The sequence below is a fragment of the Mesorhizobium sp. RCAM 05099 genome (genome assembly GCF_059683685.1).
Window position 1 is genome coordinate 641,596 of record NZ_CM185035.1, and the last position, 22,550, is coordinate 664,145.

Here is a 22,550-nt window from a genome sequence, read left to right on the forward strand (position 1 = left end):
ATATGAATTTCTGGCATAGACCCATGATGAAGAATGGCCCCCGAATCATCACCGTAGCCAACCAGAAAGGTGGCGTCGGCAAGACGACCACCGCCATCAATCTGGCCACTGCACTGGCGGCAATCGGCGAAAAGGTGCTGATCGTCGATCTCGATCCGCAAGGCAATGCCAGCACCGGCCTGGGCATCGACCGCAAGGACCGGACGGTTTCGTCCTATGACGTGCTGACGGGTGAGCTGGAGCTGGAAGCGGCGGCCATCCCGACCGCTGTGCCTGGCCTGTCGATCGTTCCGTCGACGCTCGACTTGCTTGGCATCGAAATGGAGATCGCGTCGGCGCCGGACCGGGTCCTGCGGTTGCGCAACGCCTTGCGTGCCGCTTCGGCGCGTTCGGCCGGTTTCGGCTATGTGCTGATCGACTGCCCGCCGTCGCTCAACCTCCTGACGCTCAATTCGATGGCCGCGGCCGATTCGGTGCTGGTGCCGCTGCAATGCGAGTTCTTCGCGCTCGAAGGCCTCAGCCAGTTGCTGGAAACCGTCGAGCAGGTTCGCCGTTCGATCAATCCGGATCTCACCATCCAGGGCATCGTGCTGACCATGTATGACGGCCGCAACAATCTCGCCAACCAGGTGGTCCAGGATGTCCGCGCCCATATGGGCGACAAGGTCTACGAGACCATCATTCCGCGCAATGTGCGGGTGTCCGAGGCACCGTCCTACGGCAAGCCGGCGATCCTGTACGACCTCAAATGCTCGGGCAGCCAAGCCTATCTGCAACTGGCATCGGAAGTGATCCGTCGCGAGCGTAAATTGCGCGCCGCTTGATTAGGCCGGATGCATAGACCGAAAAGCCGATTCGATACCGAAACGATCCGGGACCCTTGGAATAAAGATGAGCGAAGACCTTTCGAGAAAAAGACTGGGCCGCGGGCTGGCAGCGCTGATCGGCGAGATCGATCGCCCGGCGGCGCCGGAAAAGCCTGGTATGAGCGCCGACGGCAAGGTGCCGATCGAGTTCCTGAGCCCCAATCCGAAAAATCCGCGCCGGCATTTCGGCGACGCCGATCTGACCGATCTGGCGCAGTCGATCCGCGAACATGGCATCGTGCAGCCGGTGGTGGCGCGGCCATCGCCCACCCAGGCCGGCCGTTACGAGATCATTGCCGGCGAGCGGCGCTGGCGGGCGGCGCAGCGCGCCGGGCTGAGCGAAATCCCGGTCATCATTCGTGAGGTCAACGACCGCACGGCGCTCGAGCTGGCGATCATCGAGAACGTCCAGCGCACCGACCTCAATGCGGTCGAGGAGGCGCTCGGCTACCAGCAACTGATCGACGAGCACGGCTACACCCAGGCCGATCTCGGCCAGGTGATCGGCAAGAGCCGCAGCCATGTCGCCAACACGCTGCGGCTCCTGAAGCTGCCCGACGTGATCCGCGACATGCTGGTCGACGGCGCGCTGTCGGCCGGCCATGCCCGCACGCTGGTGACGGCGGAGGATCCCGCCGGACTTGCCAAGCGCATCGTCGAAGAAGGACTTTCGGTGCGCCAGGCCGAAGCGCTGGCGCAGATGCCGGCCGGCCCCACTCCAGCCAGGGCGAAGCAGGCGCACAGCGCGCCGGAAAAGGACACCGACACGCTGGCGCTGGAAAAGCTGATGACCGACACACTCGGCATGATCGTGTCGATCGATCACAAGGGCAGGGGCGGCGAGCTGCGGGTTTCGTATCGGTCGCTGGAGCAGCTTGACGAGCTGTGTCGCAGGCTGAAGCAGGAACGGTAGTTAGCCGGCGAACTATCCTGGTATCAGTGACCTTTGAAGTGGCTGTAGCGATTTGATTTTGAGACGAATTCGTCAGTAAATCTGATTGCTATGGGCGTCGACGCCGCCCCTCACCTGCCTGCCGGCATACTCTCCCCGTAAACGGGGCGAGGGACGCGGTCATCGACGGTTTCGCCAATCACAAACATTGCAGGAAGGACGCCAGCGTTGCGGCCAGCGTCTTTCTCCCCGTCACTGTACGGGGAGAAATGCCCGGCAGGGCAATGAGGGGCGGCGCTGACATCGACCATCGGCCGCCTCCGGCACAAGCCCAAGGCGCCGGTTGCGTCCAAAGACCTACCTTTGCGCCAGCCGGCTGCTTTCCACCGCAATACCGAGCAGTGCCTGCCTTGCCAGCGCAACCGAAAGGTCCGGCCGTCGCCGCGTCTGCAGCACGGCGGTCTGCAAACGGGTCAGGGCGCGGCCGAGCGCTTCGCTGCTCCAGCGCTCCAGCGCTTTCTCAACCAGTTTGCGCCGCGAGAAGAACACCGGCGGCCGGGCGGCGGCGACGACGGATGCGGCGTTGCGGCCACCCGAATCCATCTGGCCGCGCATGGCCTGGATTTGCTGCAGCTGCCGCATCGCCGATGAAAGGACCAGGAAGGGCGGGCCGCCGGACTGGCAATGACGGGTGAAGGCGGTGTCGAAGTCGCCGATCTTGCCTTCGAGAAGCGCGTCGACCGCGTCGTCGAAGGACGCGCCCGACACGTCACCCGACATGGCCTTGACCTCTTCCAGCCCGATCTCCTTCTGGCCATGGGCATAGAGGATGAGCTTCTCGATTTCGCCGCGCGAGGCCAGCCGGTCGCCGCCCAGATTGCGGCGCAGCGCCAGTCGCGCCTCCATGGTCATCGACATGCCGGCCTTGCGCAGTTCATCGTCGATGACCGCGTCGATATCCCTGGCTTCATCGGCATAGCAAGGCAGGGCCATGGCGTTCTCCGCCGCCTCGACGACGGCGCGCAGCCCGACGCCCTTCTTGAGATCGCCGGCCTCGATCACGATGATGGCATCGCGCGGCGGTTCGGCGGTGAGCGCCTTGACGTCGTCGGCCAGCGCCTTCTGGCCGCTGGCGTTGCGCACCCACAGCAGGCGCCGCTCCGAAAACATCGGCACGGTGCGCGCTTCGTCGAGCAGGCGGCCCTCGTCGCGGTCAACCTCCGAGCCCTCCAGCCGGACCACCGAGAACGGATCGTCGAGCGGCAGGCCGGTCTTTTCGGCAAAGGCTTTCGCACGCTCGGCGACAAGCCCACGGTCTGGGCCATAGAGCAGGACGATCGAGATGCGCGGATCCGGCCGCGCCAGCCAGGAATCGACCTCGAAAGCTTTCTTCTGTGCCATGAAGGGTGGTTAGCATGATGTCGGGACGGCTTCCAGCTTGGGGTTCCTCTCCCTCGATCGACGGGGGAGAGGTGGCGCCGCGCAGCAGCGACGGAGTGGGGGAAGCCGCTCGCCAGACGCGCCGCCGCGAGACAGGCACAATCCAGCGAGCAAGAAAACCCAGGCAAGCGGCAATCAGGCGGAAGGATGGCTTCGATGACAGGTCGACCCCCACTCCGTCGAGCTTCGCTCGACACCTCTCCCCCGATCGACGGGGGAGAGGAAAGGCGCGCGTTGGCCAACCTTGGCGCCCGTCTTCTCCCTCAGGAGGCGTTAAAGCGAGGGCGAGGAACCCAAGTACTGCCGGCCAATGGCCTTATCTGGCGACAAACCCGCCGCAACCTTGCGCCTAATTGCGCGCCTCCCGCCAACATCGACAAGAAATTTCGCGGACATATCTACATCCTGTGCGCGGGAGGCTGCATCGGCCGGCGCGGCCGGGACCGAAGCCCGAAGGCTTGCCCGACGAATTCGCACTGGTCTGGCCGCGCGGATATGCAAATATCCTTGGCCAGGCAACATTGGAGGACAAAGGTCATGGCCGATGCTGGGATGTTGCGTTTTCACGTTCCGGAACCGGAAGTGCGGCCGGGCGGAACGCCTGACTTTTCCAATGTGACCGTCCCGAAGGCCGGCTCGGTGCCGCGCCCGGAGATCGATGTCGATCCGCGCACGATCCGCGACCTCGCCTTCTCGATCATCCGTGTGCTGAACCGCAACGGCGAAGCCGTCGGCCCCTGGGCGGGGTTGCTTTCCCATGACGAGTTGTTGGCTGGCCTTCGCCACATGGTGACGCTCAGAACCTTCGACGCCCGCATGCAGATGGCGCAGCGCCAGGGCAAGACGTCCTTCTACATGCAGCATCTCGGCGAAGAGGCGGTGAGCTGCGCCTTCCGCAAGGCGCTTAGCCCGGGCGACATGAACTTCCCCACCTATCGCCAGGCAGGCCTGCTCATCGCCGACGACTATCCGATGGTCACGATGATGAACCAGATCTATTCCAACGAGGCCGACCCGCTGAAAGGCAGGCAATTGCCGGTCATGTACTCGTCGAAGGAGCACGGCTTCTTCTCGATCTCCGGCAATCTGGCGACGCAGTACATCCAGGCGGTCGGCTGGGCGATGGCTTCGGCGATCTCGAACGATTCGCGCATTGCCGCCGCCTGGATCGGCGACGGCTCGACCGCCGAGTCCGACTTCCATTCGGCGCTGGTGTTCGCCTCCACCTACAAGGCGCCCGTCGTGCTCAATGTCGTCAACAACCAGTGGGCGATATCGACCTTCCAGGGCATCGCGCGCGGCGGCTCCGGCACCTTCGCCGCGCGAGGGCTCGGCTTCGGCATCCCGTCGCTGCGCGTCGACGGCAACGATTATCTCGCCGTCCACGCGGTGGCCAAATGGGCGGCGGAGCGCGCGCGCAGCAATCTCGGGCCGACGCTGGTCGAATATGTCACCTACCGCGCCGGCGCGCATTCCAGCTCGGACGATCCCTCCGCCTACCGGCCAAAGACCGAATCCGACGCCTGGCCGCTCGGCGACCCGATCGTGCGACTGAAGAACCATCTGATCGGGCTCGGCGTCTGGTCGGACGAGCGTCACGCGCAGGCCGAGGCGGAAATCCTCGACACGGTGATCGCGGCGCAGAAGGAAGCGGAAAGCCACGGCACGCTGCATGCTGGCGGCAAGCCGTCGACGCGCGACATGTTCGAGGGCCTCTATGCCGAGATGCCGCCGCATCTGCGGCGACAGCGCCAGCAGGCGGGAGTCTGAGCCATGCCGAGACGGACCATGATCGAGGCGATCCGCGACGCCATGGATGTGTCTATGGGACGTGACGAACGCGTCGTCGTGTTCGGCGAGGATGTCGGCTTCTTCGGCGGCGTCTTCCGCTGCACGCAGGGCCTGCAGGCGAAATACGGCAAGAGCCGCTGCTTCGACGCGCCGATCAACGAATCCGGCATTGTCGGCTCGGCCATCGGCATGGCCGCCTATGGCTTGAAGCCGTGCGTGGAAATTCAGTTTGCCGACTACATGTATCCGGCCTACGACCAGCTGACCCAGGAAGCGGCACGGCTGCGCTACCGCTCTAATGGCGATTTCACCTGCCCGATCGTGGTGCGGATGCCGACCGGCGGCGGCATCTTCGGCGGCCAGACCCACAGCCAGAGTCCGGAAGCGCTGTTCACCCATGTGTCGGGCCTGAAGACCGTGGTGCCGTCCAACCCGCATGATGCCAAGGGGTTGCTCATCGCCGCGATCGAGGATCCGGACCCGGTGATCTTCCTCGAGCCGAAGCGGCTCTACAACGGCCCCTTCGACGGCCATCACGACCGGCCGGTGACGCCATGGTCGAAGCATGAACTCGGCGAGGTCGCCGACGGCCACTATACGGTTCCGCTCGGCAAGGCCGCGATCCGCAGGACGGGCGCGGCGATCACGGTGCTCGCCTACGGCACCATGGTCTATGTCGCGCAGGCCGCCGTCGAGGAGACCGGCATCGATGCCGAGATCATCGATCTGAGAACCCTGCTGCCGCTCGATCTCGACACCATCGTGGCTTCGGTCAAGAAGACCGGGCGCTGCGTCATCGTGCACGAGGCGACGCTGACCTCCGGCTTCGGCGCCGAGCTGTCGGCGCTGGTGCAGGAGAACTGCTTCTACCATCTGGAGGCGCCGGTGGCGCGGGTCGCCGGCTGGGATACGCCCTATCCGCATGCGCAGGAGTGGGACTATTTCCCCGGTCCCGCCCGGCTTGGCCGCGCTCTCATCGAAACCATGGAGGCCTGAGATGGGCGAGCACGTCATCAAGTTGCCCGATGTCGGCGAAGGCGTCGCCGAAGCCGAGCTGGTCGAGTGGCATGTCAAGGTCGGCGACATCGTGCGCGAAGACACCGTGCTCGCCGCCGTCATGACCGACAAGGCAACGGTCGAAATCCCGTCGCCTGTCGATGGCCAGATCCTGTGGCTGGGCGCCGAGATCGGCGACACGGTGGCGATCGGCTCGCCCATCGTGCGGCTGAAGGTGGCGGGCGAGGGCAATGCGAAGCCACAGGGCGGCGACGAGGTGGAAGTGGTGGCCGCCGAAGCTCCGGCGAGGCTCCCGACGTCGAAGCCTGAAACCGTTGCGCCAATCGCGAAGGCTTCGCCAAACGCCAGCGCAACGGATATAAAGCCGGCTGCGGCCGTTGTGAAAAACGCCCAGCAGCCTTCCGTCTCTGGCGCGCCGCGTCTGGAGGGTGAGAAACCGCTGGCCTCGCCGGCCGTGCGCCTGCGGGCCAGGGAGGCCGGCATTGATCTCAGGCAGGTTGCGGGAACCGGCCCGGCCGGCCGCATAAGCCACGAGGATATCGAGGCCTATCTGACCCGCGGTCCTCAGGCCGCCAAGACCTCCGGCCTTGCCCGCAACGACACGGTAGAGGACATCAAGGTGGTCGGGCTCCGGCGCAAGATCGCCGAGAAGATGACGCTGTCAAAGTCGCGCATCCCGCACATCACCTATGTCGAGGAGATCGACGTCACCGCGCTGGAGGAACTGCGCGCAGCGCTCAACAAGGAAAAACGCGCAGACCGGAGTGGAGCAGAGCGGCCGAAGCTGACATTGCTGCCGTTCCTGATGCGGGCGATGGTCAAGGCAATCGCCGATCAGCCCAATCTCAATTCGCTGTTCGACGACGAAGCCGGCATCATCCACCAGCATGGCGGCATCCATATCGGCATTGCCGCGCAGACGCCGTCGGGGCTGGTGGTGCCGGTGGTCAAGCATGCCGAGGCGCGCGACATCTGGGATTGTGGCGCCGAGGTCATCAGGTTGGCGGAAGCGGCCAAGTCCGGCACGGCGACACGCGACGAGCTGTCCGGCTCGACCATCACCATCACTTCGCTTGGCGCCATGGGCGGCGTGGCGACGACGCCGGTGATCAATCATCCGGAAGTGGCGATCATCGGCGTCAACAAGATGATGGTGCGGCCGGTGTGGGACGGCACGCAGTTCATGCCGCGCAAGATGATGAACCTGTCCTCCAGCTTCGACCATCGCGTCATCGACGGCTGGAACGCCGCCGTCTTCATCCAGCGCATCAAGACGCTGCTGGAAACGCCAGCGCTGATTTTCGTGGATTAGAGTGATGCGGTTGATCAAGACGGTTCGTCGGAAGTTGCCGGCGCTGGTGTGTGGGCTTCCCCTTCTCCCCTTGTGGGAGAAGGTGTCGCCGAAGGCGACGGATGAGGGGTGCTCCAGGGAACGCCAACGCCTCACTTGGCTGGAACACCCCTCATCCGTCTCGGCGCTATCGCGCCGATCCACCTTCCCCCACAAGGGGGAAGGAAAAGGCACGTCGCGGCCTTCGCCGAAGGGGAGCAGTCGTCATGAAGGAAATCTCCTGCAAGCTGCTCGTCATCGGCGCTGGTCCCGGCGGCTATGTCTGCGCCATCCGCGCCGGCCAGCTCGGCATCGACACGGTGATCGTCGAGGCCGGCAAGCCCGGCGGCACCTGCCTCAATGTCGGCTGCATTCCGTCCAAGGCGCTGATCCACGCGGCGGAAGAGTTCGAGAAGGTGTCGCACATGGCCGGCGGCAACAGCCCGCTCGGCATCTCGGTCTCGGCACCCGTCCTCGATCTCGCCAGAACCGTGGCCTGGAAGGATGGAATCGTCAGCCGGCTCAACAGCGGCGTGGCGGGCCTGCTCAAGAAGGCCAAAGTGAAGACGGTTCAGGGCTGGGCGACGTTCCGCGATGGCAAGACCGTCGAGGTCGAGACCGAGACCGGAAGCCAAGTGATCCGCGCCGAAACGATCGTGATCGCTACCGGCTCGGCGCCGGTCGAACTGCCGTTCCTGCCATTTGGCGGGCCGGTGATTTCATCCACCGAGGCCTTGGCGCTGAGCGCGGTGCCGAAAAGGCTCGCCGTCGTCGGTGGCGGCTATATCGGCCTCGAACTCGGCATGGCGTTCGCAAAAATGGGTGCCAAGGTGACCGTGGTCGAGGCCTTGCCACGGGTGCTGGCGCAGTATGACGCCGAGCTCACCCGGCCGGTGGTCAAGCGCCTGGCCGAACTCGGCATCGAGGTGATGCTAGGTGCCAAGGCCAAGGGCCTGTCGACCAAGGGCGACGCGCTGCTGGTCGAGACGTTGGATGGCAAGAGCGCCAAAGTGGCCGCCGACAAGATCCTGGTGACGATTGGCCGCAAGCCGGTGACCGAAGGCTGGGGGCTCGACCAGATCGACCTCGACAGGGCCGGCAAATTCATCCGCATCGACGACCAGTGCCGCAGCTCGATGCGCGGCGTCTTCGCCATCGGTGATGTCACCGGCGAGCCGATGCTGGCGCACCGGGCGATGGCGCAAGGTGAAATGGTCGCCGAGATCGTGGCCGGCCACAAGCGCAGCTGGGACAAACGCTGCATTCCCGCGGTGTGCTTCACCGATCCTGAGCTGGTGACGGCTGGCCTGTCGCCTGAAGAGGCCAAGGGCCAGGGCGAGATCAAGATCGGAATGTTTCCCTTTGCCGCCAACGGCCGCGCGATGACGAGGCTCGGCGAGGACGGTTTCGTGCGTGTTGTCGCCCGCGCGGACAACCATCTGGTGCTCGGCATCCAGGCGGTCGGACAGGGCGTCTCGGAACTGTCGGCGGCGTTTGGTCTGGCGCTCGAAATGGGGGCAAGGCTGGAGGATATCGCCGGAACAATCCACGCGCATCCGACGCAGGGCGAAGGGTTCCAGGAAGCGGCGCTGAAGGCGCTCGGCCACGCGCTGCATATTTAGGCGTTTACGCTCCCCCTTGTGGGGCGCAAGGGGAGAGGAACAGCGCTAACCTACTCCCCCAGGCTCCCTTCCTCTCCCCCGGTCGACGGGGGAGAGGAAAGGGGCGGCTCCTCAGCTCGCGAGCCGGCTCTCCATCTCGTGCTGCGCGTAGGCGCGGCCGAAGCGGTTGGCGAGGAAGGCGTCGAGCGCGATGTCTTCCTGTCTGATGAAACCGGTCGCGGGCAAGGTCCCATCGGCGAGCATGTCGAGCACGGCGCAGATGCCGGAGGCAGTGGTGATCTGGATGGCGCTGCGCACCGTCTGGCCGATGCGCCTGGAGTAGATCTTGTTGGCGTAGGTCTCCTGCAGCAGGCGGCCGTTCTTGCGGCCCGAGACAGTGACGAAGACGATGACCACGTCCTGCAGCGTCGCCGGCAGGGCGCTCTCGAAGATGTCCTTCAGCACCTCGCGGCGGTGGCGCAGCCCAAGATCGTTGAGCAGTGCCTTCATGATCGCGGCGTGGCCGGGATAGCGGATCGTGCGGTAGTTGAGCGTGCGCACCTTGCCCTTCAGCGTCTCCGCCAAGGTGCCGAGCCCGCCGGACGTGTTGAACGCCTCGTAGGTGACGCCGTCGAGCGAGAATTCCTCGCGCTCCTCCAGCGGCGGCACTTCGACCAGCTCGCCCTCGACGATCGCCTCGCAAGGCTCGCAATATTCGTTGATGACGCCGTCAGTGCTCCAGGTCAAATTGTAGTTCAACGCGTTGGAGGGATATTGCGGCAGGGCGCCAACCCGCATGCGCACGCTCTCCAGCGTGTCGAAGCGGCTGGCCAGATCATTGGCGACGATCGAGATGAAGCCCGGCGCAAGGCCGCATTGCGGGATGAAGGCGCTTCTGGCCGAGCGGGCCAGTTCCTTGACCCGCCTTGTGCTGACGACATCCTCGGTGAGATCGAGATAGTGCACGCCGGCACTTGCCGCCGCCTCGGCGATGCGCGTCGTCAGATGGAACGGGGCGGCGCTGAGCACCGCGAACTTGTCGGCCAAGGCCGCTTCGAGCGTGCCGGCTGCCTCGATGTCGAGTTCCAGTGTGGCGACCGCCGCGGGCAGTTCGGCCGCGGCGAGCTGCGCCGCGGAGCGGTCGACCAGGGTGACTTGATAATCACCCGTACCGGCAAGCATCCCGGCAATGGTCGAGCCGATCTTGCCGGCGCCGACAACAACAATTTTCTTCATGACCGATCCCTCGCGCAAAAGCTGATTTCTGGGGACAGGATCGCAGCTTGCTCGTCGAAAGGAAGCGTGGAATTGTTCGAAACGAAACTCTGATTGCGCACTATGCCGACAGGATTCGTCGAAATGATCAGTGACGCCGAACAAGCCCTGCTTTCCCTGCTGCGCGAGAATGCGCGCGCCTCGACCGCCGAACTCGCGCGGAAGCTCGGCGTGTCGCGAACGACGGTGCAAAGCCGGATCGAGCGGCTGGAACAGCGTGGCATCATCACCGGCTATGGCGTCAGGCTGGCGCCGAATTACGAGCAGGGGCTGGTGCGGGCGCATGTGCTGCTCACCGTGACGCCCAAGCTCGCCGACAAGGTGGTGCGCGGCCTGCGCGCGCTGGCGCCAGTCAGGGCGCTCCATTCCGTCAGCGGCAATTTCGATATGATCGTCATCGTCGATGCGCCGTCGATCCGGGATCTCGATCTGCTGCTCGACCAGATCGGCGCCATGGACGGGGTAGAGCGGACCTTGTCGTCGATCATCCTGTCGACGCGCATCGACCGCTGATCAATCGGGTGGTGATCGCGGGGAAGGCACCGTCGCGGCAATTTCCCGTCGGCACGTGTGGACCTGTTCGATGCGAACGTTCAGCGCTTTTCGCTTACCGATCTGTAAGAAACCGGCAAATCCCTTGTATGTTTGACAGCGTATATCGACGTCTGACCTACGGTAAAAGATATTCGGCAAGTCGAAAACCCGTAGATGGAAATTACAATGACGTTCTGGGTTCGGGTTTCGCATATGCTGTACCGCAGTGACTCCAGCGGAACGAGCAAAGAGATATGGACAACCACATCCCTGGTGCTCTTTACCATCGCTCTTCTGCTGATTTTTGTATCCGGAAATGGGTCCTCGCCGCATGAGCACTGGCAGACGCTGTGGATGTGGTAGCCGCGATGGAGCCCGGGTTCTCGTTAGTTCGCGCGGGTACGTCTATGCGGCCGATGGCTTGGCTCTCGGAAAGCTCACGGTTACCGCCAGCCCGGGTCGGCAGTCTTCGAGGACGATTGTCGCCCCATGCAGGTCGACGATGGCCCGCACCAGGCTGAGGCCGAGGCCACTGCCGGGCGTCGACCGGCTATTGTCAAGCCGATACAGCCGCTGGAACACCTTGTCGCGCTCATCGGCCGGAATGCCGGGCCCGTTGTCACTGACCTTTGCTAGAATATGGTCGGCCTGCGGGGTCACCGACAATTCGATGGCAGTGCCTTTGGGGCAGTGCCGCAAGGCATTTTCCACGAGATTGGCGAACAGCTGCGTCAGCAGTTCACGGTCTCCATGAATCTGGCTTCCATGGAGCACCGTGGCCGACAGGGACTTTCCATCGTCCTCGGCAACGTCGGCGTAGATTTCGGCGATGGTTTCCACCACCTCTCCGAGATCGACATCGGTGAACCGCGCCTTGCGGGCGCCAGCCTCGATCTGGGCGATCCGCAGCAGCGCGTCGAAGGTCTCGTTGATCTGCAGGCTCTCCGCATGCGCCTCCGCCAGTTCGTCGGAGACCTCCTGGCCCGACAGGTTCCTTTCCGACGCGGTGTCGAGGATCATCTGCAGGCGGTTGAGCGGTGTTTTCAGGTCGTGCGCGATGTTGGCGCTGACCAGTCTCATGCCTTCGACCAGCCCGGACAGGCGGTCGAGCGCCGCATTGACCTGGGTTGACACGACGTCGATATCGTCGCCATTGCCGGTCAGGGGGATGCGGGCCTCCAGCCGACCATGCGAGACGTCCACCATCGTGGCGGCAATGCCGTCGAGACGGCGCTGGACGCGCGTGGCAAGCAGGGCACCGCCGGCAACGGCCAGCCCGGTGATGATGAGCGTTCCCCAGCCGAAGCTCATCAGCACCACCGTTTCCAGCTCCTCCGTCTCGGAAAGGCTGAAGGCGACCGTCAGACTGTTGCCGCCGATCGAGCCGGAATAGGCGCGGTACTCGGTGCCTGGAGGCACGCCGGGCAGGACAGCGTCGAACATCGAGAAACCGTCGGGAAGGCCCGCCGCTGTGAAATTGCCGGCCACGTGGTTTCCGGCAGGGTTGGTGAGCGAAAAGAGCTGCTCCTTCTTGGGGCTGAGCTGCGAATGGCTCGTGACCGTGGCGATCAGGTCTTCTGGATCGGTCTCATAGGTCGCCGCCACGACCGAGTAGGTTTCCTTGATGGCTTCATCGAGCCGCTCGGCAAGATCGGCGCTCATCATCTGGTAGACGATGGCGCCCGACAGCACGAAGGCCAGCACGAACAGGAAGGCGAATGTCAGGGCAAGCCGAAAGGGCGTGCTGCGCAGCAGACGGGCTCTTGTACCCGTCATGGCGCAAGCGGGGCGTGCAGACTGTAGCCGGTGTTGCGGACCGTGTGGATGAGCTGGGCTTCGAACGGCTTGTCGATCTTGGTCCGCAGCCGGCTGATATGGGTCTCGACCACGCTGGTCTTGGGATCGAAGTGAAAATCCCAGACGCGCTCCAGCAGCATGGTGCGGGTGACGACGCGTCCTTCGCCCCGCATCAGCACCTCCAGCAGGCTGAACTCCCTCGGTTGCAGGTCGATCGGATGGCCCTGCCGGGTGACGCGCCGCATGATCAGGTCCATTTCAAGGTCGGCAACCCGCAAGACGGTCTTCTGCTCCTGCGCGGCCGGCCGGCGGCCGAGCGCGTTGATGCGGGCAAGCAACTCGGAAAAGGCGAAGGGCTTGACCAGATAGTCGTCGCCGCCCGCCTCGAGGCCCTCGACGCGGTCGTCGATGCCGCCGACGGAGGTTAGAAAGATGGCCGGGGTCCGCACGCCTGCCGCGCGGATCGCCTTGACCATCGACAGGCCGTCGAGACCGGGGATCATTCGATCGGCCACGATCACGTCATAGCCGCCGCTGGCCGCCGCGAAAAGCGCGTCGTGTCCGTTGCGCAGCAAGTCGCAGACATGACCGGCCTCGGTCAATCCCTTGACGATGTAGTCGGCCGTCTTGAGGTCGTCCTCGACAAGAAGAAGTCGCATGGCTGTTCCGGTTTGCTGCCGACTTTGGGGATAGGCTAGCACCGGCATGGATCCGTTCCTAGGATATCACGAGCCTGAAGCCCGCGGCGGCTCGCAGCGGGTTCATGGCCCGGCTTTCTGGCGAAGTTTTGTCCTAATCCGACTCCAGCAGGATTTCCTCGGCCTCGTCGGCCGCCTCCTTCAGCGTCATGTAGAGGACAAGGGCAATGATGCAGCCAAGGAACATCAGGCTGGTGAAGATGGTGCCGAAACCGAGGCCGCCGTATTCGACCGGCTGCGACAGCAGGTCGCCGAAAGAGGCGCCAAGCGGCCGCGTCAGGATATAGGCGAGCCAGAAGGCCAGGATGCCGTCCAGATCGAGCAGGTAGTAGGCAAGCGCAATGAGCGCGATGATGCCGCAGAACAGCAGGCCGGTGGTCAGATAGCCCAACTCGAAGGTCTCGGCGACGAGATCGCCGGCGGCGGTGCCGAGCGAGAAGGTGAAGAGGATCGCCAGCCAGTAGAAGATCTCGCGCCTGGTGGTGAAGATGGTGTGGATCGACAGCGTTCGTTCGCTCGCGTACCAGACCGCGAATGTCGCGGCGAGCAGGACCGAGAAAGCAATGGTCGTCGTCTGCAGGCGCGCGCCGAAATTGTCGACGAGGTTGTCCGTGACCAGCGTTCCGACGACGCTGATCAGCACCACCGCCAGCCAGTATGCCCAGGGCACGTAGCGCTTTTGCGCGAACTGGGCGACAAGGGCGACGGCCAGGACAGCGGTCATGATCAGCGACGTGACGGTCAGCCCAAGCCCGAGATTGACGGCGAGATAGTCGGCCGCCGTTTCGCCCATGGTCACGGCCATCAGCTTGATCAGCCAGAAATCGAGGGTAACGTCCGGGACCCTGTTATGGCCCGGTTCGGCGGTGTGCGTGTTGGGCGAGAGCATGGCGGGCGTCCTGAGGCTGATGGTTCGCGGAATTGTCTGGCCATGACCTTCATCGGGCGAAAAGCCGTCACCGCGCCGCTCGAAGCCGGCCAAGCGGAAATGAGCCGGCATCCTAGGCAAGGAAAATCACGCTCGCCTGTCCGGCAGCTTACAATTTGGTAAGAATGGGCGCGGGCCGTGCAAAAGGCCTTTACGAACGCCGCGCGGTGCGCTGATAGAAGGCCAGTGCCTTGCATCCGCCATCAAGTCGTGACCAGTGCTGCCCGGACTGTCAGCGCCCAAGGAAAAACGCGCAATGACCTACGCTTCCCTTAAGCCGGTTTCAGAAGCCTTCGTCCAGCGCAAGCGGCTGATCTTCGTGCGAGCCGCGGCGGTGCTCGCGGTGCTGCTTCTGTTGGTTGCCAAACCAGCCCTGATCGAGGGTTCGAACGGTCATGAAACGCTCGAACTCTTCGGCTTTTGCCTGGTGCTCGTCTGCGTTGCCGGGCGGCTTTGGAGCATCCTTTATGTCGGCGCCAAGAAGAACCAGGAACTGGTGTCGGCGGGACCGTTTTCGATAATGCAGAACCCGCTCTATTTCTTCTCGACGGTCGGGGCGGTCGGTGTCGGGTTGATCTATGGCTCGCTGCTGGCGGCCGTGGCGCTCGGCCTCGCCAGCTTCTTGATCTTCCGGGTCACGGCGCGCAAGGAAGCCGAATATCTGCTGGGCAAGTTCGGCCCCGCCTACGTGGCCTACGCGCGAAGCACGCCCCGGTTCTGGCCGAACCCGTTGCTGTACCATGACCTCGACGAGCTGCAGCTCTCGACGCGGGCGCTGAAGCGTACGTTCTACGACGGGCTCTATTTCCTTGCCATTTTCCCGGCCATTGAACTGGTCGAGCATTTCAGGGCGACCGGCCTGCTGTTCCAGCCCTTCGTCACGCTCTATTGATCATCGGCTGATCATGGGGGCCGCGATGCGGCCCGCCGCACGCTCCGCGCGAGAATAGCCAGGCAGCCAATCAGCAGCAGGATGCCGCCGAGAAGCGGCGGCAGCGCCAGCAGCTTCACCGCCGCGGTGACCCCGGCAATCAGGATCAGCGCCAGCAGCGCCAGGCTGCCATCGTCGATGAACATGCCGGCGAGCTCTTTCAGGACGATACGCACGATTTTCATCGAGGACGTTCTCCGGCCGGAGCGGGGCGGGTCTCGCGCAGCCAGCGGACGATGGCAAGGGATGCGAGCGCAACGACCGCGAAGATCGCCAGCAAGGCGAGATCGGCGCCGGGCCAGTCGGCGCCGATGCCTTCACCGGTCCAGAAAATGCCAAAGCTGGTCAGCATCAGGCCGACAACGAACTTCAAGGCGTTTTCGGGAACGCGCGCCAATGGGCGATGCACGGCGAGGCCGATGACCATCACCAGGACAAACGCTGCCAGCGCTCCGAGGCTGGCGTTGAGTGTCTGTCCATGCGCCCCGCCAACCGCGATGACGATGAACACCACCTCGACACCTTCCAGCAGCACCGCCTTGAATGCCGCCAGCCCGGCCAGGTAGTCCGCCCGGCGATCGCCAGCCTGCCGGCGAAGCGCCGCGGTCTCCTTCGAGAAGGCCGCCTCCTCGTCATGCAACGGGACAATTCCGACGCTGCGCAGGATGGCCTTGCGCAGCCACCGCATGCCGAACAGGATGAGCAGCACGCCGACCGCGAATTGCAGGATGGTGATGGGAACAAGCGCCAGCAATCGTCCGAAAGCCAGCACGAGCGCGGTCAGGACCGCCAGTGCCAGTACGGCGCCGGTCAATGCCGGCCGCAAGCCCCGGGTCAGGCCGACCGCGAGCACGATCGTGAAGGCTTCGACCATCTCGACGAACGAGCCGAGAAAGGCCGCGCTTATGGTCGAAACCAACGGTGCTAAATTGGTCATGGCTCCTGTCCTGTGGAACACACGCTTCCCAGCATAGACATCGCCACGGCCCCCGACAGCGAATTCTCGTGGATCCGTATGCAACGGGCGCGGAGGGGCGAGGGTCCGGGCAATATCATAGCCGGCTAATGAGGGTCGCGCCGCCGCCTTATCCTGGACCTCTAGCTGCCGAGCGGGTGCGGCATGTAGCCAACGAAGCCCGCGATCTTCCAGCTTCCCCCGACCTTGGTGCAGAAATACAGCGTCTGCCATTTCAGCCTGTCGACGCCGCCATCCGCCTTGGCGACGGTGCCGTCGAATTTCTTGTGCAGCACGGCGCGGTCGCCGTCGACATCGATGTCGCGCATGTTGGTGACGCGAAACAGCGCCTCGCGCAGCGGCTCGGCGAATTTCGTCGCCGCGGTCTCCTTGGCCTGGCGCAGCCACTCGTCGCGATAAACTTCCAGCCGGGGAAACTGCAGCCGCCAGGCGTCGGCATTGCCGAGGAAATGCGCGTGCATGCCAAAGAAGCTCGAGGCCACGAAATCATCCTCGACCATCGACCAGTCCTGGCTGATGAAAGCATCGATGTCGCGCCGCACCAGCATTTCCCAAAGCGCATGGCGATCGGCGTCGCCTGCCGGAAACGGGTTTTTGTCGTAGGTCATTGCTGTTTTCTCCGGATCTGGAAACGCGTCTGTCCGTTGCGGCTTGAAGACTGCCTGTCAATGGGTACGATGCAAGCGCCTCTGTAATAAAGCAACACGGATTTCGAAGAATGTTGCTTTCCAACAAGGCCTCTATGAGGATCGGCCCGATCGGGGTAAATGTCGATCGAAGCGGGAGCCGCCATGGCGTCCCGCCGCGTCATCAGAGGAGGCTGTGCCTTGCCGAAGCAATGTTTTGGAACGTCCCATGTGCCGTTGTCGCCGGCCGTGCGGGCCGGCGATTTGGTCTATGTCTCCGGCCAGGTTCCGGTCGGCAGCGACGGCATCGTGGTCAAGGGCGGCATATCCGAACAGACCGAACAGGTGCTGTCGAACGTCAAGGCGGCGTTGGCGCTCGCCGGCTGCACCATGGACGATGTGGTCAAGACGACGGTCTGGCTGGAAGACGCGCGCGATTTCGGCGCTTTCAACGCCGTCTATGCCAGGCATTTTCCCAAGAACCCGCCGGCCCGCACCACGGTCGAATCGCGGTTGATGATCGACATCAAGATCGAAGTCGAGGCCGTCGCCTATCGGCCGGTCTGACGGCAAGAGACGACGGAGGCAGGTGCCGATGCAATTTGATCTGCTGATAAAGGGCGGCCGCGTCATCGACCCGGCCACGGGTCTTGACGGGCAGCGCGATGTTGCCATCACCAATGGCCGTGTCGCCGCGATCGAAGCCGCGATCGATGCCGAACACGCCACGCAAGTCATCGATGCGAGAGACTGCATCGTCACGCCCGGCCTGGTCGACCTGCACAGCCACGTCTACTGGGGCGGCACCTCGCTTGGCGTCGACGCCGACCGTCTTGCAGCCAAGAGCGGCACCACCACCTTCATCGATGCGGGCAGTGCGGGCGCGGGCAATTTCCTCGGTTTCCGCCGCCATGTCATCGAGCGCTCGAAGGTGCGCATCCTGGCCTATGTCAACATTTCCTTTGCCGGCATCTTCGGCTTCTCGCAGACGGTGTCGGTCGGCGAGTGCAGCGATCTGAGGCTCTGCGATCCGCGCGAGGTCGTCGCGGCGGTGCGCGAGCACGCGGACGTGGTGGTCGGCGTGAAAGTTCGCTCCGGGCGCCATGCCGGCGGCACCAGCGGCATCGCCCCGGTCGATCTCGCGCTGGAGGCGGCGGACAAGGCCGGCCTGCCGTTGATGGCGCATATCGACGAGCCGCCGCCCGGCCGCTCGGAAGTGCTGCCGCGCCTGCGCAAGGGCGATATCCTCACCCACTGCTTCCGCCCCTTTCCCAACGCGCCGGTGTTTGCCTCCGGCGCGGTCAGGCCCGACATGCGGCTGGCGCGCGAACGCGGCGTCATCTTCGACCTCGGCCATGGCATGGGCTCGTTCGATTTCGCGGTCGCGAGAGCCATGCTCGAGGACGGGCTGGCGCCCGACGTCATCAGCAGCGACGTGCATCTCTACTGCGTCGACGGTCCGGCCTTCGACATCCTGGTCTGCATGTCGAAACTGCTGGCGCTCGGCATGCCGCTGGTCGAGGTCCTGCGCGCGGCGACGCAGCGTCCGGCGCAGGCGATCGCCCGGCCTGATTTGGGCACGCTGGCGGTCGGCACCGTCGGCGACGTCGCCGTGCTTCGGCAGCGCCCGGGCCGCTTCACCTTTGTCGACGCGGTCGGCGCATCACTGGTCGCCGACCTGAGGCTGATCTGCGAAGGCATCGTCATCGGCGGCACCTGGTGGCCGAACGAGGCGGCAAACGATGTCAGCGAGACCGAGCGTTTCGAACCGCAGGGCGGGCACACGCATGTCGATATCGCGGCCAGGCACTTTGGGCATCGCCACGACTGACCAGCGCTGTGCGCGGTTGATGAGCGCCGACCTGGTTACGCCGGCTCCACCGTGCTCAGGAACTGCTCGATACCCGTTGTCGTCAAAAGCTCAATGCGCTCGCGGATTAGATTGTCGCTCCAGTTCCACCACTGCAGGGCCTGCAGGCGCTCGATGACCTGGGGCGCGAATCGGTAGCGGATGACACGGGCCGGATTGCCGACAGCGACCGCGTAGGGCGGGATGTCCCTGGTGACGATGCTGCCGGCCCCGATGACCGCGCCATTGCCGATGGTGACACCGCCAAGGACAATACAGCGGGCACCAAACCATACGTCGTGGCCGACCGTGATTGGCCCCTTGCTGGAGACTTCGGCGCCATTGCGAATCTTTCCGTCGACGATTCGAAGCGGATAAGTGGTTGCTGTATCGACGCGGTGCTCGGCCGCGCCGACAAAAAGCACGTCCGGGCCAATCGAGCAGAACGAACCTATGCGTATTGGCGATCTTTTGCGCGGACCCCAAAACGAGCTCTTCGTAAGGCCATAGGTATGGCGACCAACCTCGACGCCTGGCAGTGGCGGCAAAGGGTTCTTTTTCAGCCCCAGTTTTATGCGAAGTCCTCTAAGTAGTCCCATCTGGTTCGATTCCCCCCGTTGCCACGCAAGCAACAGATACTCATTGCACCCCAATAGTTCTCAAGCAACTTCGATCTCAGGTCTGGCCCAAGCTGATGCCACTGACTGACAATGGGAAAGAAGGTGGGCTCGGAAACTTCGACAACCGGCTCATGTATTCGACGGAAGGCGACTGGGCGAGAAAGCGACGCGTCGCGCGCTACCCCATGGAATCCGGGCCTGGTCCGCTTCCGGCGTCCCCGCTATTCGGTTTGGCTTTCAGGGCCCTTAAATCTGGCGTGGTGAGGCGCGATATGTCTCGGTGCTGGAATTGCTCGGCTTCCCGTAGACCGGCGTTGCGATGCCTTCCATCCGCGCCTTGATCTGCAGCGCCACATATTTCGAATAGAAGCGCGACAGCGCCAGGTTGCCGCCGTGGAACCACAGCGCTTCCTGTGCCGTCGGCTTCCACATGTTGCGCAGCTCGCCCTGCCATGGGCCGGGGTCGCCCTTGACGCCCGAGCCGAGGCCCCAGCACGGGCCGACCTTGTCGGCGACCTCGCGCGAGACGATTTGCGCCACCGTCTCGTTCATCGACTGATAGCCGGTGCAGGCAATGATCGCGTCGGCGGCCAGTTCGCCGCCGTCCTCGAAAAGAATCCCCGTCGGCGTCAGCGACTTGATGGCGACGCCGCTGCGGACGCCGATCTCGCCGTCGATGATCAGATCGGAAGCGCCGACATCGATGTAATAGCCCGAGCCGGTACGATAGGCCTTCATCAAGAGGCCAGTCTCGTCGTCGCCGAAATCGATGGCGAAGCCGGCGGCGCGCAAGCGGTCATAGAAGGCGGCGTCGCGCTTCTTGATCACCTCGTAGAGCGCCCGCTGGCCCTTGGGTACCAGCGCGAAGGGCGTCGAGGCGACGATCATGTCGGCCTTTTCGGTGGTGATGCCGCGCGCCAGCGCGTTTTCGGAAAAGATCTCGAAGCCGACTTCCATCAGCGTGTCCGACTTGACCACCGTGGTCGGCGAGCGCTGGATCATGGTCACCTTCGCGCCGCTTTCCCACAGGTCGACGCAGACATCATGCCCCGAACTTGCCGCGCCGATGACCGCGACGCGTTTGCCGCGAAATTTCTCGCCGCTGGAATACTGGCTGGAATGCAGCAACTCGCCCTTGAACGTTTCGGCGCCCGCCAAGTCGATCCGCCGCGGCGGGCCATAGGCGCCGGTGGCAAAGACGATGTGATTCGGCTTCAGCGTGATGTGCCGGCCGACGCGGTCGACGACCACGGTCCAGACCTTCTCGGTCTCGTCATAGGAAGCGCTGAGGCATTTGGTGGCGACCCAGTAGTTGAGCTCCATGACGCGCGTGTACATTTCCAGCCAGTCGCCCATCTTGTCCTTGGGCGTGAACACCGGCCAGTTTTCCGGAAACGGAATGTAGGGCAGATGGTCGTACCAGACCGGATCATGCAGAACGAGCGAGCGGTAGCGGTTGCGCCAGGAATCGCCCGGGCGCGCATTCTTCTCGATGATGATGGTGGGCACGCCGAGTTGCCGCAGCCGCGCGCCGAGCATGATGCCGCCCTGGCCGCCGCCGATGACCAGGCAATAGGGTTGCTCGCCGGCGCCGAGTTCGCGCGTCTCGCGCGCCCGCGCTTCCGACCAGGTCTCGCGCTCGGGGTCGGCCTTGTGGCGCACGCCGAGCGGGCGCGCCGGTCCCTTGCGCTCCTCGAACCCCTTGAGCTCGGTCATTGCCGTGAACAGCGTCTGGCAGCGTCCGTCGCGCAGCCGCATGGCGCCCTGGCCCGTAGCCACCACGGTTTCGAAGCTGAACCAGGCTTCGATGGTGCCCTCGTCCGAGGTCGCCTCGCCGGTCAGCCGCCATGCGGTCGGTTTCGTCGTCGGCAGCGTTGCCAGCAGCATGTCGGCGATCGCCTCGCGGCCTTCCATGGTCGTGACGTTCCAGGTGAAGGTCAGAAGGTCACGCCAGTAGCAATCATCGACGAACAGGTTGCCCGCCGCCGCGACGTCGCCGGCCGCGAGTGCCTGCGCCAGGGAGTCGAGCCATGCGGCGGCTTGTTTCGTCGGTGCTATTTCGAGCATGTCTTCCCTCTTGCCGCGTGCGCCTAATCTGAATTGGGATGGTAATTGTCGAAACCCGGCGCTGCCCCTCATCCGCCTGCCGGCACCTTCTCCCCGTGAACGGGGAGAAGAGGCTAATCCCCCAGCGGCTCCATCTCCTTGCCGGTGCGGTGGATCTGGGCGTTGTACTTGATGCGGCGCACGGTCTCGCGGGCCGAGCCGTCGAGCCTGTAGGCGGAAGCCACCGCCATAAGGTCGATTGCGGCCAGGAAGGCAAAGCGCGACGCCGTCGGCTTCAGCGTGTCTGGATATTCGGGCACCGCCACCGTCAGCCTGACATCGCAGACACGCGCGAGTTCGGTGTCGGGCGCCGTCACGCCGATCGCATTGGCGCGGTAGTGCTTGGCGAGTTCGACCGCCTCGATCACCTCGCGCGTGCGCCCCGTGGCCGAAATGGCGATGACAAGGTCGCCCGGCTTCAGGGTCGAGGCGGTCATCCGCATCAGATAGGGGTCGCACTGGGCGCTGACGGTGATGCCGTAGCGAAACAGCCGGTACTGGGTTTCCTGCGCCAGCGCCGAGGAGCTGCCGCCGAGGCCGAAAACGGTGACCTGGCGTGCCTTGGCGATCAGCTCGGCCGCCTTCTGCAGCTGTCCCGGGTCGAGCTGGCGTTCGGCCTCCTGCAGTGCCCGGCGCGCTTCGCCGAACACGGCGTTCCAGAACGGCATGCCGTTGTCGCCGCTGGTGGCGGGTGGCTTGCTGAGGTAGAGCGCGCCGACGACCAGGCTCTGCGCCAGCTTCAGCTTGAAGTCGCGCACGCCCTCGCAGCCGATGGCGCGGCAGAACCGGGTCACCGTTGGCTCGCTGACCCCGGCGCGCTGGGCAAGCGCGGCATTGGAGGCGTCGACCGCGTATTTGACATCGTCGAGCACGACATCGGCGACGCGGCGTTCAGCCGGGCGCAATTCGCTGTAGGAATCCTTGACCAGCGAGATGATGTCGGGAATGCGCCGGACAGGCTCGCGCCCCTCCGCATCGCCACTCAAGAGCCGCCGGTCCTGGCTGTCAGCTTCAGTCATGAAGTCAAGTCTTTCCCTGGGTTGCGGAGCTGACTTCTTAACATGGTTGCACGCCGTCGTTCCATGCGTTCGGGCACGCCACAACTGCTGCGTGTCGCCAATGCATATCGCCTTCGCCGCTTGTCTCTCACAACCGCACGGTCTCGCGGCTCATTCGTCCGACGGCATTGAGTATGTAGGAAAGCAACATCCATTTCAAGATGAAGAAAATACAACAAAAACAGCGTGATGAGTAGGCTATAGGTATTTCGGCA

21 protein-coding genes are annotated in these 22,550 nt (G+C 64.2%); 10 read left to right on the forward strand and 11 right to left on the reverse strand.

Going from position 1 to position 22,550, the window contains the following annotated elements; translation table 11 throughout:
* Window positions 1-23: 23 nt before the first annotated feature.
* Both AC56QQ_RS03105 and AC56QQ_RS03110 read left to right on the forward strand, forming a co-directional pair.
* Window positions 24-824, forward strand: coding sequence for a ParA family protein (locus tag AC56QQ_RS03105; protein WP_091575900.1), 801 nt, complete (start codon window positions 24-26; stop codon window positions 822-824).
* Between the two features lie 67 nt (window positions 825-891).
* On the forward strand, window positions 892-1,779 hold the full coding sequence (locus AC56QQ_RS03110) for a ParB/RepB/Spo0J family partition protein (protein WP_497125515.1): 888 nt from the start codon (window positions 892-894) through the stop codon (window positions 1,777-1,779).
* 336 nt (window positions 1,780-2,115) lie between these two features.
* Here AC56QQ_RS03110 and holA read toward each other — a convergent pair whose 3' ends face one another.
* Window positions 2,116-3,159 (reverse strand): DNA polymerase III subunit delta, encoded by a 1,044-nt coding sequence (holA, locus tag AC56QQ_RS03115; RefSeq protein WP_497125516.1) that lies wholly within the window; start codon window positions 3,157-3,159, stop codon window positions 2,116-2,118.
* Window positions 3,160-3,735: 576 nt separating this feature from the next.
* On the opposite strand from holA, the gene AC56QQ_RS03120 reads away from it, so the two are divergent.
* The 4 genes from AC56QQ_RS03120 (at window position 3,736) to lpdA (ending at window position 8,958) form a co-directional block, all read left to right on the forward strand.
* Window positions 3,736-4,968 (forward strand): 3-methyl-2-oxobutanoate dehydrogenase (2-methylpropanoyl-transferring) subunit alpha, encoded by a 1,233-nt coding sequence (locus tag AC56QQ_RS03120; RefSeq protein ID WP_497125517.1) that lies wholly within the window; start codon window positions 3,736-3,738, stop codon window positions 4,966-4,968.
* Between the two features lie 3 nt (window positions 4,969-4,971).
* The gene (locus AC56QQ_RS03125; RefSeq protein WP_497125518.1) at window positions 4,972-5,985 is read left to right on the forward strand and encodes an alpha-ketoacid dehydrogenase subunit beta; all 1,014 of its coding nucleotides are present in this window, start codon (window positions 4,972-4,974) and stop codon (window positions 5,983-5,985) included.
* A 1-nt stretch (window position 5,986) separates the two neighbouring features.
* On the forward strand, window positions 5,987-7,318 hold the full coding sequence (locus AC56QQ_RS03130; protein ID WP_497125519.1) for a dihydrolipoamide acetyltransferase family protein: 1,332 nt from the start codon (window positions 5,987-5,989) through the stop codon (window positions 7,316-7,318).
* A 245-nt stretch (window positions 7,319-7,563) separates the two neighbouring features.
* Window positions 7,564-8,958: a dihydrolipoyl dehydrogenase gene (gene lpdA, locus AC56QQ_RS03135; RefSeq protein WP_497125520.1), complete on the forward strand. Its 1,395-nt coding sequence runs from the start codon at window positions 7,564-7,566 to the stop codon at window positions 8,956-8,958.
* A gap of 111 nt (window positions 8,959-9,069) precedes the next feature.
* Here the strand turns inward: lpdA and AC56QQ_RS03140 are convergent, their stop codons facing one another.
* A complete protein-coding gene (locus tag AC56QQ_RS03140) occupies window positions 9,070-10,173 on the reverse strand; it encodes a saccharopine dehydrogenase family protein (RefSeq protein ID WP_497125521.1) in 1,104 nt (367 codons plus the stop codon).
* Window positions 10,174-10,296: 123 nt separating this feature from the next.
* On the opposite strand from AC56QQ_RS03140, the gene AC56QQ_RS03145 reads away from it, so the two are divergent.
* Window positions 10,297-10,725: an Lrp/AsnC family transcriptional regulator gene (locus AC56QQ_RS03145; protein ID WP_497125522.1), complete on the forward strand. Its 429-nt coding sequence runs from the start codon at window positions 10,297-10,299 to the stop codon at window positions 10,723-10,725.
* A gap of 426 nt (window positions 10,726-11,151) precedes the next feature.
* On the opposite strand, the gene AC56QQ_RS03150 is transcribed toward AC56QQ_RS03145, so the two are convergent.
* The 3 genes from AC56QQ_RS03150 to AC56QQ_RS03160 all read right to left on the reverse strand — a co-directional run bounded on the left by AC56QQ_RS03150 (window position 11,152) and on the right by AC56QQ_RS03160 (window position 14,130).
* Window positions 11,152-12,522 carry a HAMP domain-containing sensor histidine kinase gene (locus tag AC56QQ_RS03150; RefSeq protein WP_497125523.1) on the reverse strand — a complete coding sequence of 457 codons (1,371 nt, stop codon included), beginning with the start codon at window positions 12,520-12,522 and terminating at the stop codon, window positions 11,152-11,154.
* Entirely contained in the window at window positions 12,519-13,202 is a 684-nt protein-coding gene (locus AC56QQ_RS03155) for a winged helix-turn-helix domain-containing protein (protein ID WP_091575911.1), read from the reverse strand. The genes AC56QQ_RS03150 and AC56QQ_RS03155 overlap by 4 nt, the downstream gene beginning before the upstream one ends.
* Window positions 13,203-13,335: 133 nt before the next feature.
* Window positions 13,336-14,130 carry a COG4705 family protein gene (locus AC56QQ_RS03160; protein ID WP_497125524.1) on the reverse strand — a complete coding sequence of 265 codons (795 nt, stop codon included), beginning with the start codon at window positions 14,128-14,130 and terminating at the stop codon, window positions 13,336-13,338.
* 295 nt (window positions 14,131-14,425) lie between these two features.
* Between AC56QQ_RS03160 and AC56QQ_RS03165 the strand changes: the two genes are divergently transcribed.
* Complete coding sequence (locus AC56QQ_RS03165; protein ID WP_489858574.1) at window positions 14,426-15,061, forward strand: methyltransferase family protein; 636 nt, start codon at window positions 14,426-14,428, stop codon at window positions 15,059-15,061.
* Window positions 15,062-15,072: 11 nt separating this feature from the next.
* Here AC56QQ_RS03165 and AC56QQ_RS03170 read toward each other — a convergent pair whose 3' ends face one another.
* The 3 genes from AC56QQ_RS03170 to AC56QQ_RS03180 form a co-directional block, all read right to left on the reverse strand.
* Entirely contained in the window at window positions 15,073-15,285 is a 213-nt protein-coding gene (locus AC56QQ_RS03170; protein ID WP_497125525.1) for a hypothetical protein, read from the reverse strand.
* Window positions 15,282-16,037: a COG4280 domain-containing protein gene (locus tag AC56QQ_RS03175; protein ID WP_497125526.1), complete on the reverse strand. Its 756-nt coding sequence runs from the start codon at window positions 16,035-16,037 to the stop codon at window positions 15,282-15,284. The genes AC56QQ_RS03170 and AC56QQ_RS03175 overlap by 4 nt, the downstream gene beginning before the upstream one ends.
* A gap of 161 nt (window positions 16,038-16,198) precedes the next feature.
* A complete protein-coding gene (locus AC56QQ_RS03180) occupies window positions 16,199-16,684 on the reverse strand; it encodes a hypothetical protein (RefSeq protein ID WP_497125527.1) in 486 nt (161 codons plus the stop codon).
* 183 nt (window positions 16,685-16,867) lie between these two features.
* On the opposite strand from AC56QQ_RS03180, the gene AC56QQ_RS03185 reads away from it, so the two are divergent.
* Together AC56QQ_RS03185 and AC56QQ_RS03190 are read left to right on the forward strand one after the other, a co-directional pair.
* Entirely contained in the window at window positions 16,868-17,269 is a 402-nt protein-coding gene (locus AC56QQ_RS03185; protein WP_497125528.1) for a RidA family protein, read from the forward strand.
* Window positions 17,270-17,297: 28 nt separating this feature from the next.
* A complete protein-coding gene (locus tag AC56QQ_RS03190) occupies window positions 17,298-18,533 on the forward strand; it encodes an amidohydrolase/deacetylase family metallohydrolase (protein ID WP_497125529.1) in 1,236 nt (411 codons plus the stop codon).
* A 35-nt stretch (window positions 18,534-18,568) separates the two neighbouring features.
* Here the strand turns inward: AC56QQ_RS03190 and AC56QQ_RS03195 are convergent, their stop codons facing one another.
* From AC56QQ_RS03195 to AC56QQ_RS03205, 3 genes are all read right to left on the reverse strand, one after another.
* A complete protein-coding gene (locus tag AC56QQ_RS03195; protein ID WP_497125530.1) occupies window positions 18,569-18,976 on the reverse strand; it encodes a CatB-related O-acetyltransferase in 408 nt (135 codons plus the stop codon).
* Window positions 18,977-19,417: 441 nt separating this feature from the next.
* Complete coding sequence (locus AC56QQ_RS03200) at window positions 19,418-21,238, reverse strand: flavin-containing monooxygenase (RefSeq protein ID WP_497125531.1); 1,821 nt, start codon at window positions 21,236-21,238, stop codon at window positions 19,418-19,420.
* A gap of 113 nt (window positions 21,239-21,351) precedes the next feature.
* Window positions 21,352-22,296, reverse strand: a complete 945-nt coding sequence (locus AC56QQ_RS03205; protein ID WP_497125532.1) for a MurR/RpiR family transcriptional regulator — start codon at window positions 22,294-22,296, stop codon at window positions 21,352-21,354.
* Window positions 22,297-22,550 lie beyond the last annotated feature (254 nt).

Bases quoted from the DNA above. Each gene is read 5' to 3' on its own strand.
- AC56QQ_RS03205 (WP_497125532.1), bottom strand. From the start codon at position 22,296: ATGACTGAAGCTGACAGCCAGGACCGGCGGCTCTTGAGTGGCGATGCG.
- lpdA (WP_497125520.1), top strand. From the start codon at position 7,564: ATGAAGGAAATCTCCTGCAAGCTGCTCGTCATCGGCGCTGGTCCCGGC.
- AC56QQ_RS03105 (WP_091575900.1), top strand. From the start codon at position 24: ATGATGAAGAATGGCCCCCGAATCATCACCGTAGCCAACCAGAAAGGT.
- AC56QQ_RS03170 (WP_497125525.1), bottom strand. From the start codon at position 15,285: ATGAAAATCGTGCGTATCGTCCTGAAAGAGCTCGCCGGCATGTTCATC.
- AC56QQ_RS03165 (WP_489858574.1), top strand. From the start codon at position 14,426: ATGACCTACGCTTCCCTTAAGCCGGTTTCAGAAGCCTTCGTCCAGCGC.
- AC56QQ_RS03185 (WP_497125528.1), top strand. From the start codon at position 16,868: ATGGCGTCCCGCCGCGTCATCAGAGGAGGCTGTGCCTTGCCGAAGCAA.
- AC56QQ_RS03125 (WP_497125518.1), top strand. From the start codon at position 4,972: ATGCCGAGACGGACCATGATCGAGGCGATCCGCGACGCCATGGATGTG.
- AC56QQ_RS03150 (WP_497125523.1), bottom strand. From the start codon at position 12,522: ATGACGGGTACAAGAGCCCGTCTGCTGCGCAGCACGCCCTTTCGGCTT.
- AC56QQ_RS03200 (WP_497125531.1), bottom strand. From the start codon at position 21,238: ATGCTCGAAATAGCACCGACGAAACAAGCCGCCGCATGGCTCGACTCC.
- holA (WP_497125516.1), bottom strand. From the start codon at position 3,159: ATGGCACAGAAGAAAGCTTTCGAGGTCGATTCCTGGCTGGCGCGGCCG.
- AC56QQ_RS03160 (WP_497125524.1), bottom strand. From the start codon at position 14,130: ATGCTCTCGCCCAACACGCACACCGCCGAACCGGGCCATAACAGGGTC.
- AC56QQ_RS03110 (WP_497125515.1), top strand. From the start codon at position 892: ATGAGCGAAGACCTTTCGAGAAAAAGACTGGGCCGCGGGCTGGCAGCG.
- AC56QQ_RS03140 (WP_497125521.1), bottom strand. From the start codon at position 10,173: ATGAAGAAAATTGTTGTTGTCGGCGCCGGCAAGATCGGCTCGACCATT.
- AC56QQ_RS03180 (WP_497125527.1), bottom strand. From the start codon at position 16,684: ATGACCTACGACAAAAACCCGTTTCCGGCAGGCGACGCCGATCGCCAT.
- AC56QQ_RS03130 (WP_497125519.1), top strand. From the start codon at position 5,987: ATGGGCGAGCACGTCATCAAGTTGCCCGATGTCGGCGAAGGCGTCGCC.
- AC56QQ_RS03175 (WP_497125526.1), bottom strand. From the start codon at position 16,037: ATGACCAATTTAGCACCGTTGGTTTCGACCATAAGCGCGGCCTTTCTC.
- AC56QQ_RS03155 (WP_091575911.1), bottom strand. From the start codon at position 13,202: ATGCGACTTCTTCTTGTCGAGGACGACCTCAAGACGGCCGACTACATC.
- AC56QQ_RS03120 (WP_497125517.1), top strand. From the start codon at position 3,736: ATGGCCGATGCTGGGATGTTGCGTTTTCACGTTCCGGAACCGGAAGTG.
- AC56QQ_RS03190 (WP_497125529.1), top strand. From the start codon at position 17,298: ATGCAATTTGATCTGCTGATAAAGGGCGGCCGCGTCATCGACCCGGCC.
- AC56QQ_RS03145 (WP_497125522.1), top strand. From the start codon at position 10,297: ATGATCAGTGACGCCGAACAAGCCCTGCTTTCCCTGCTGCGCGAGAAT.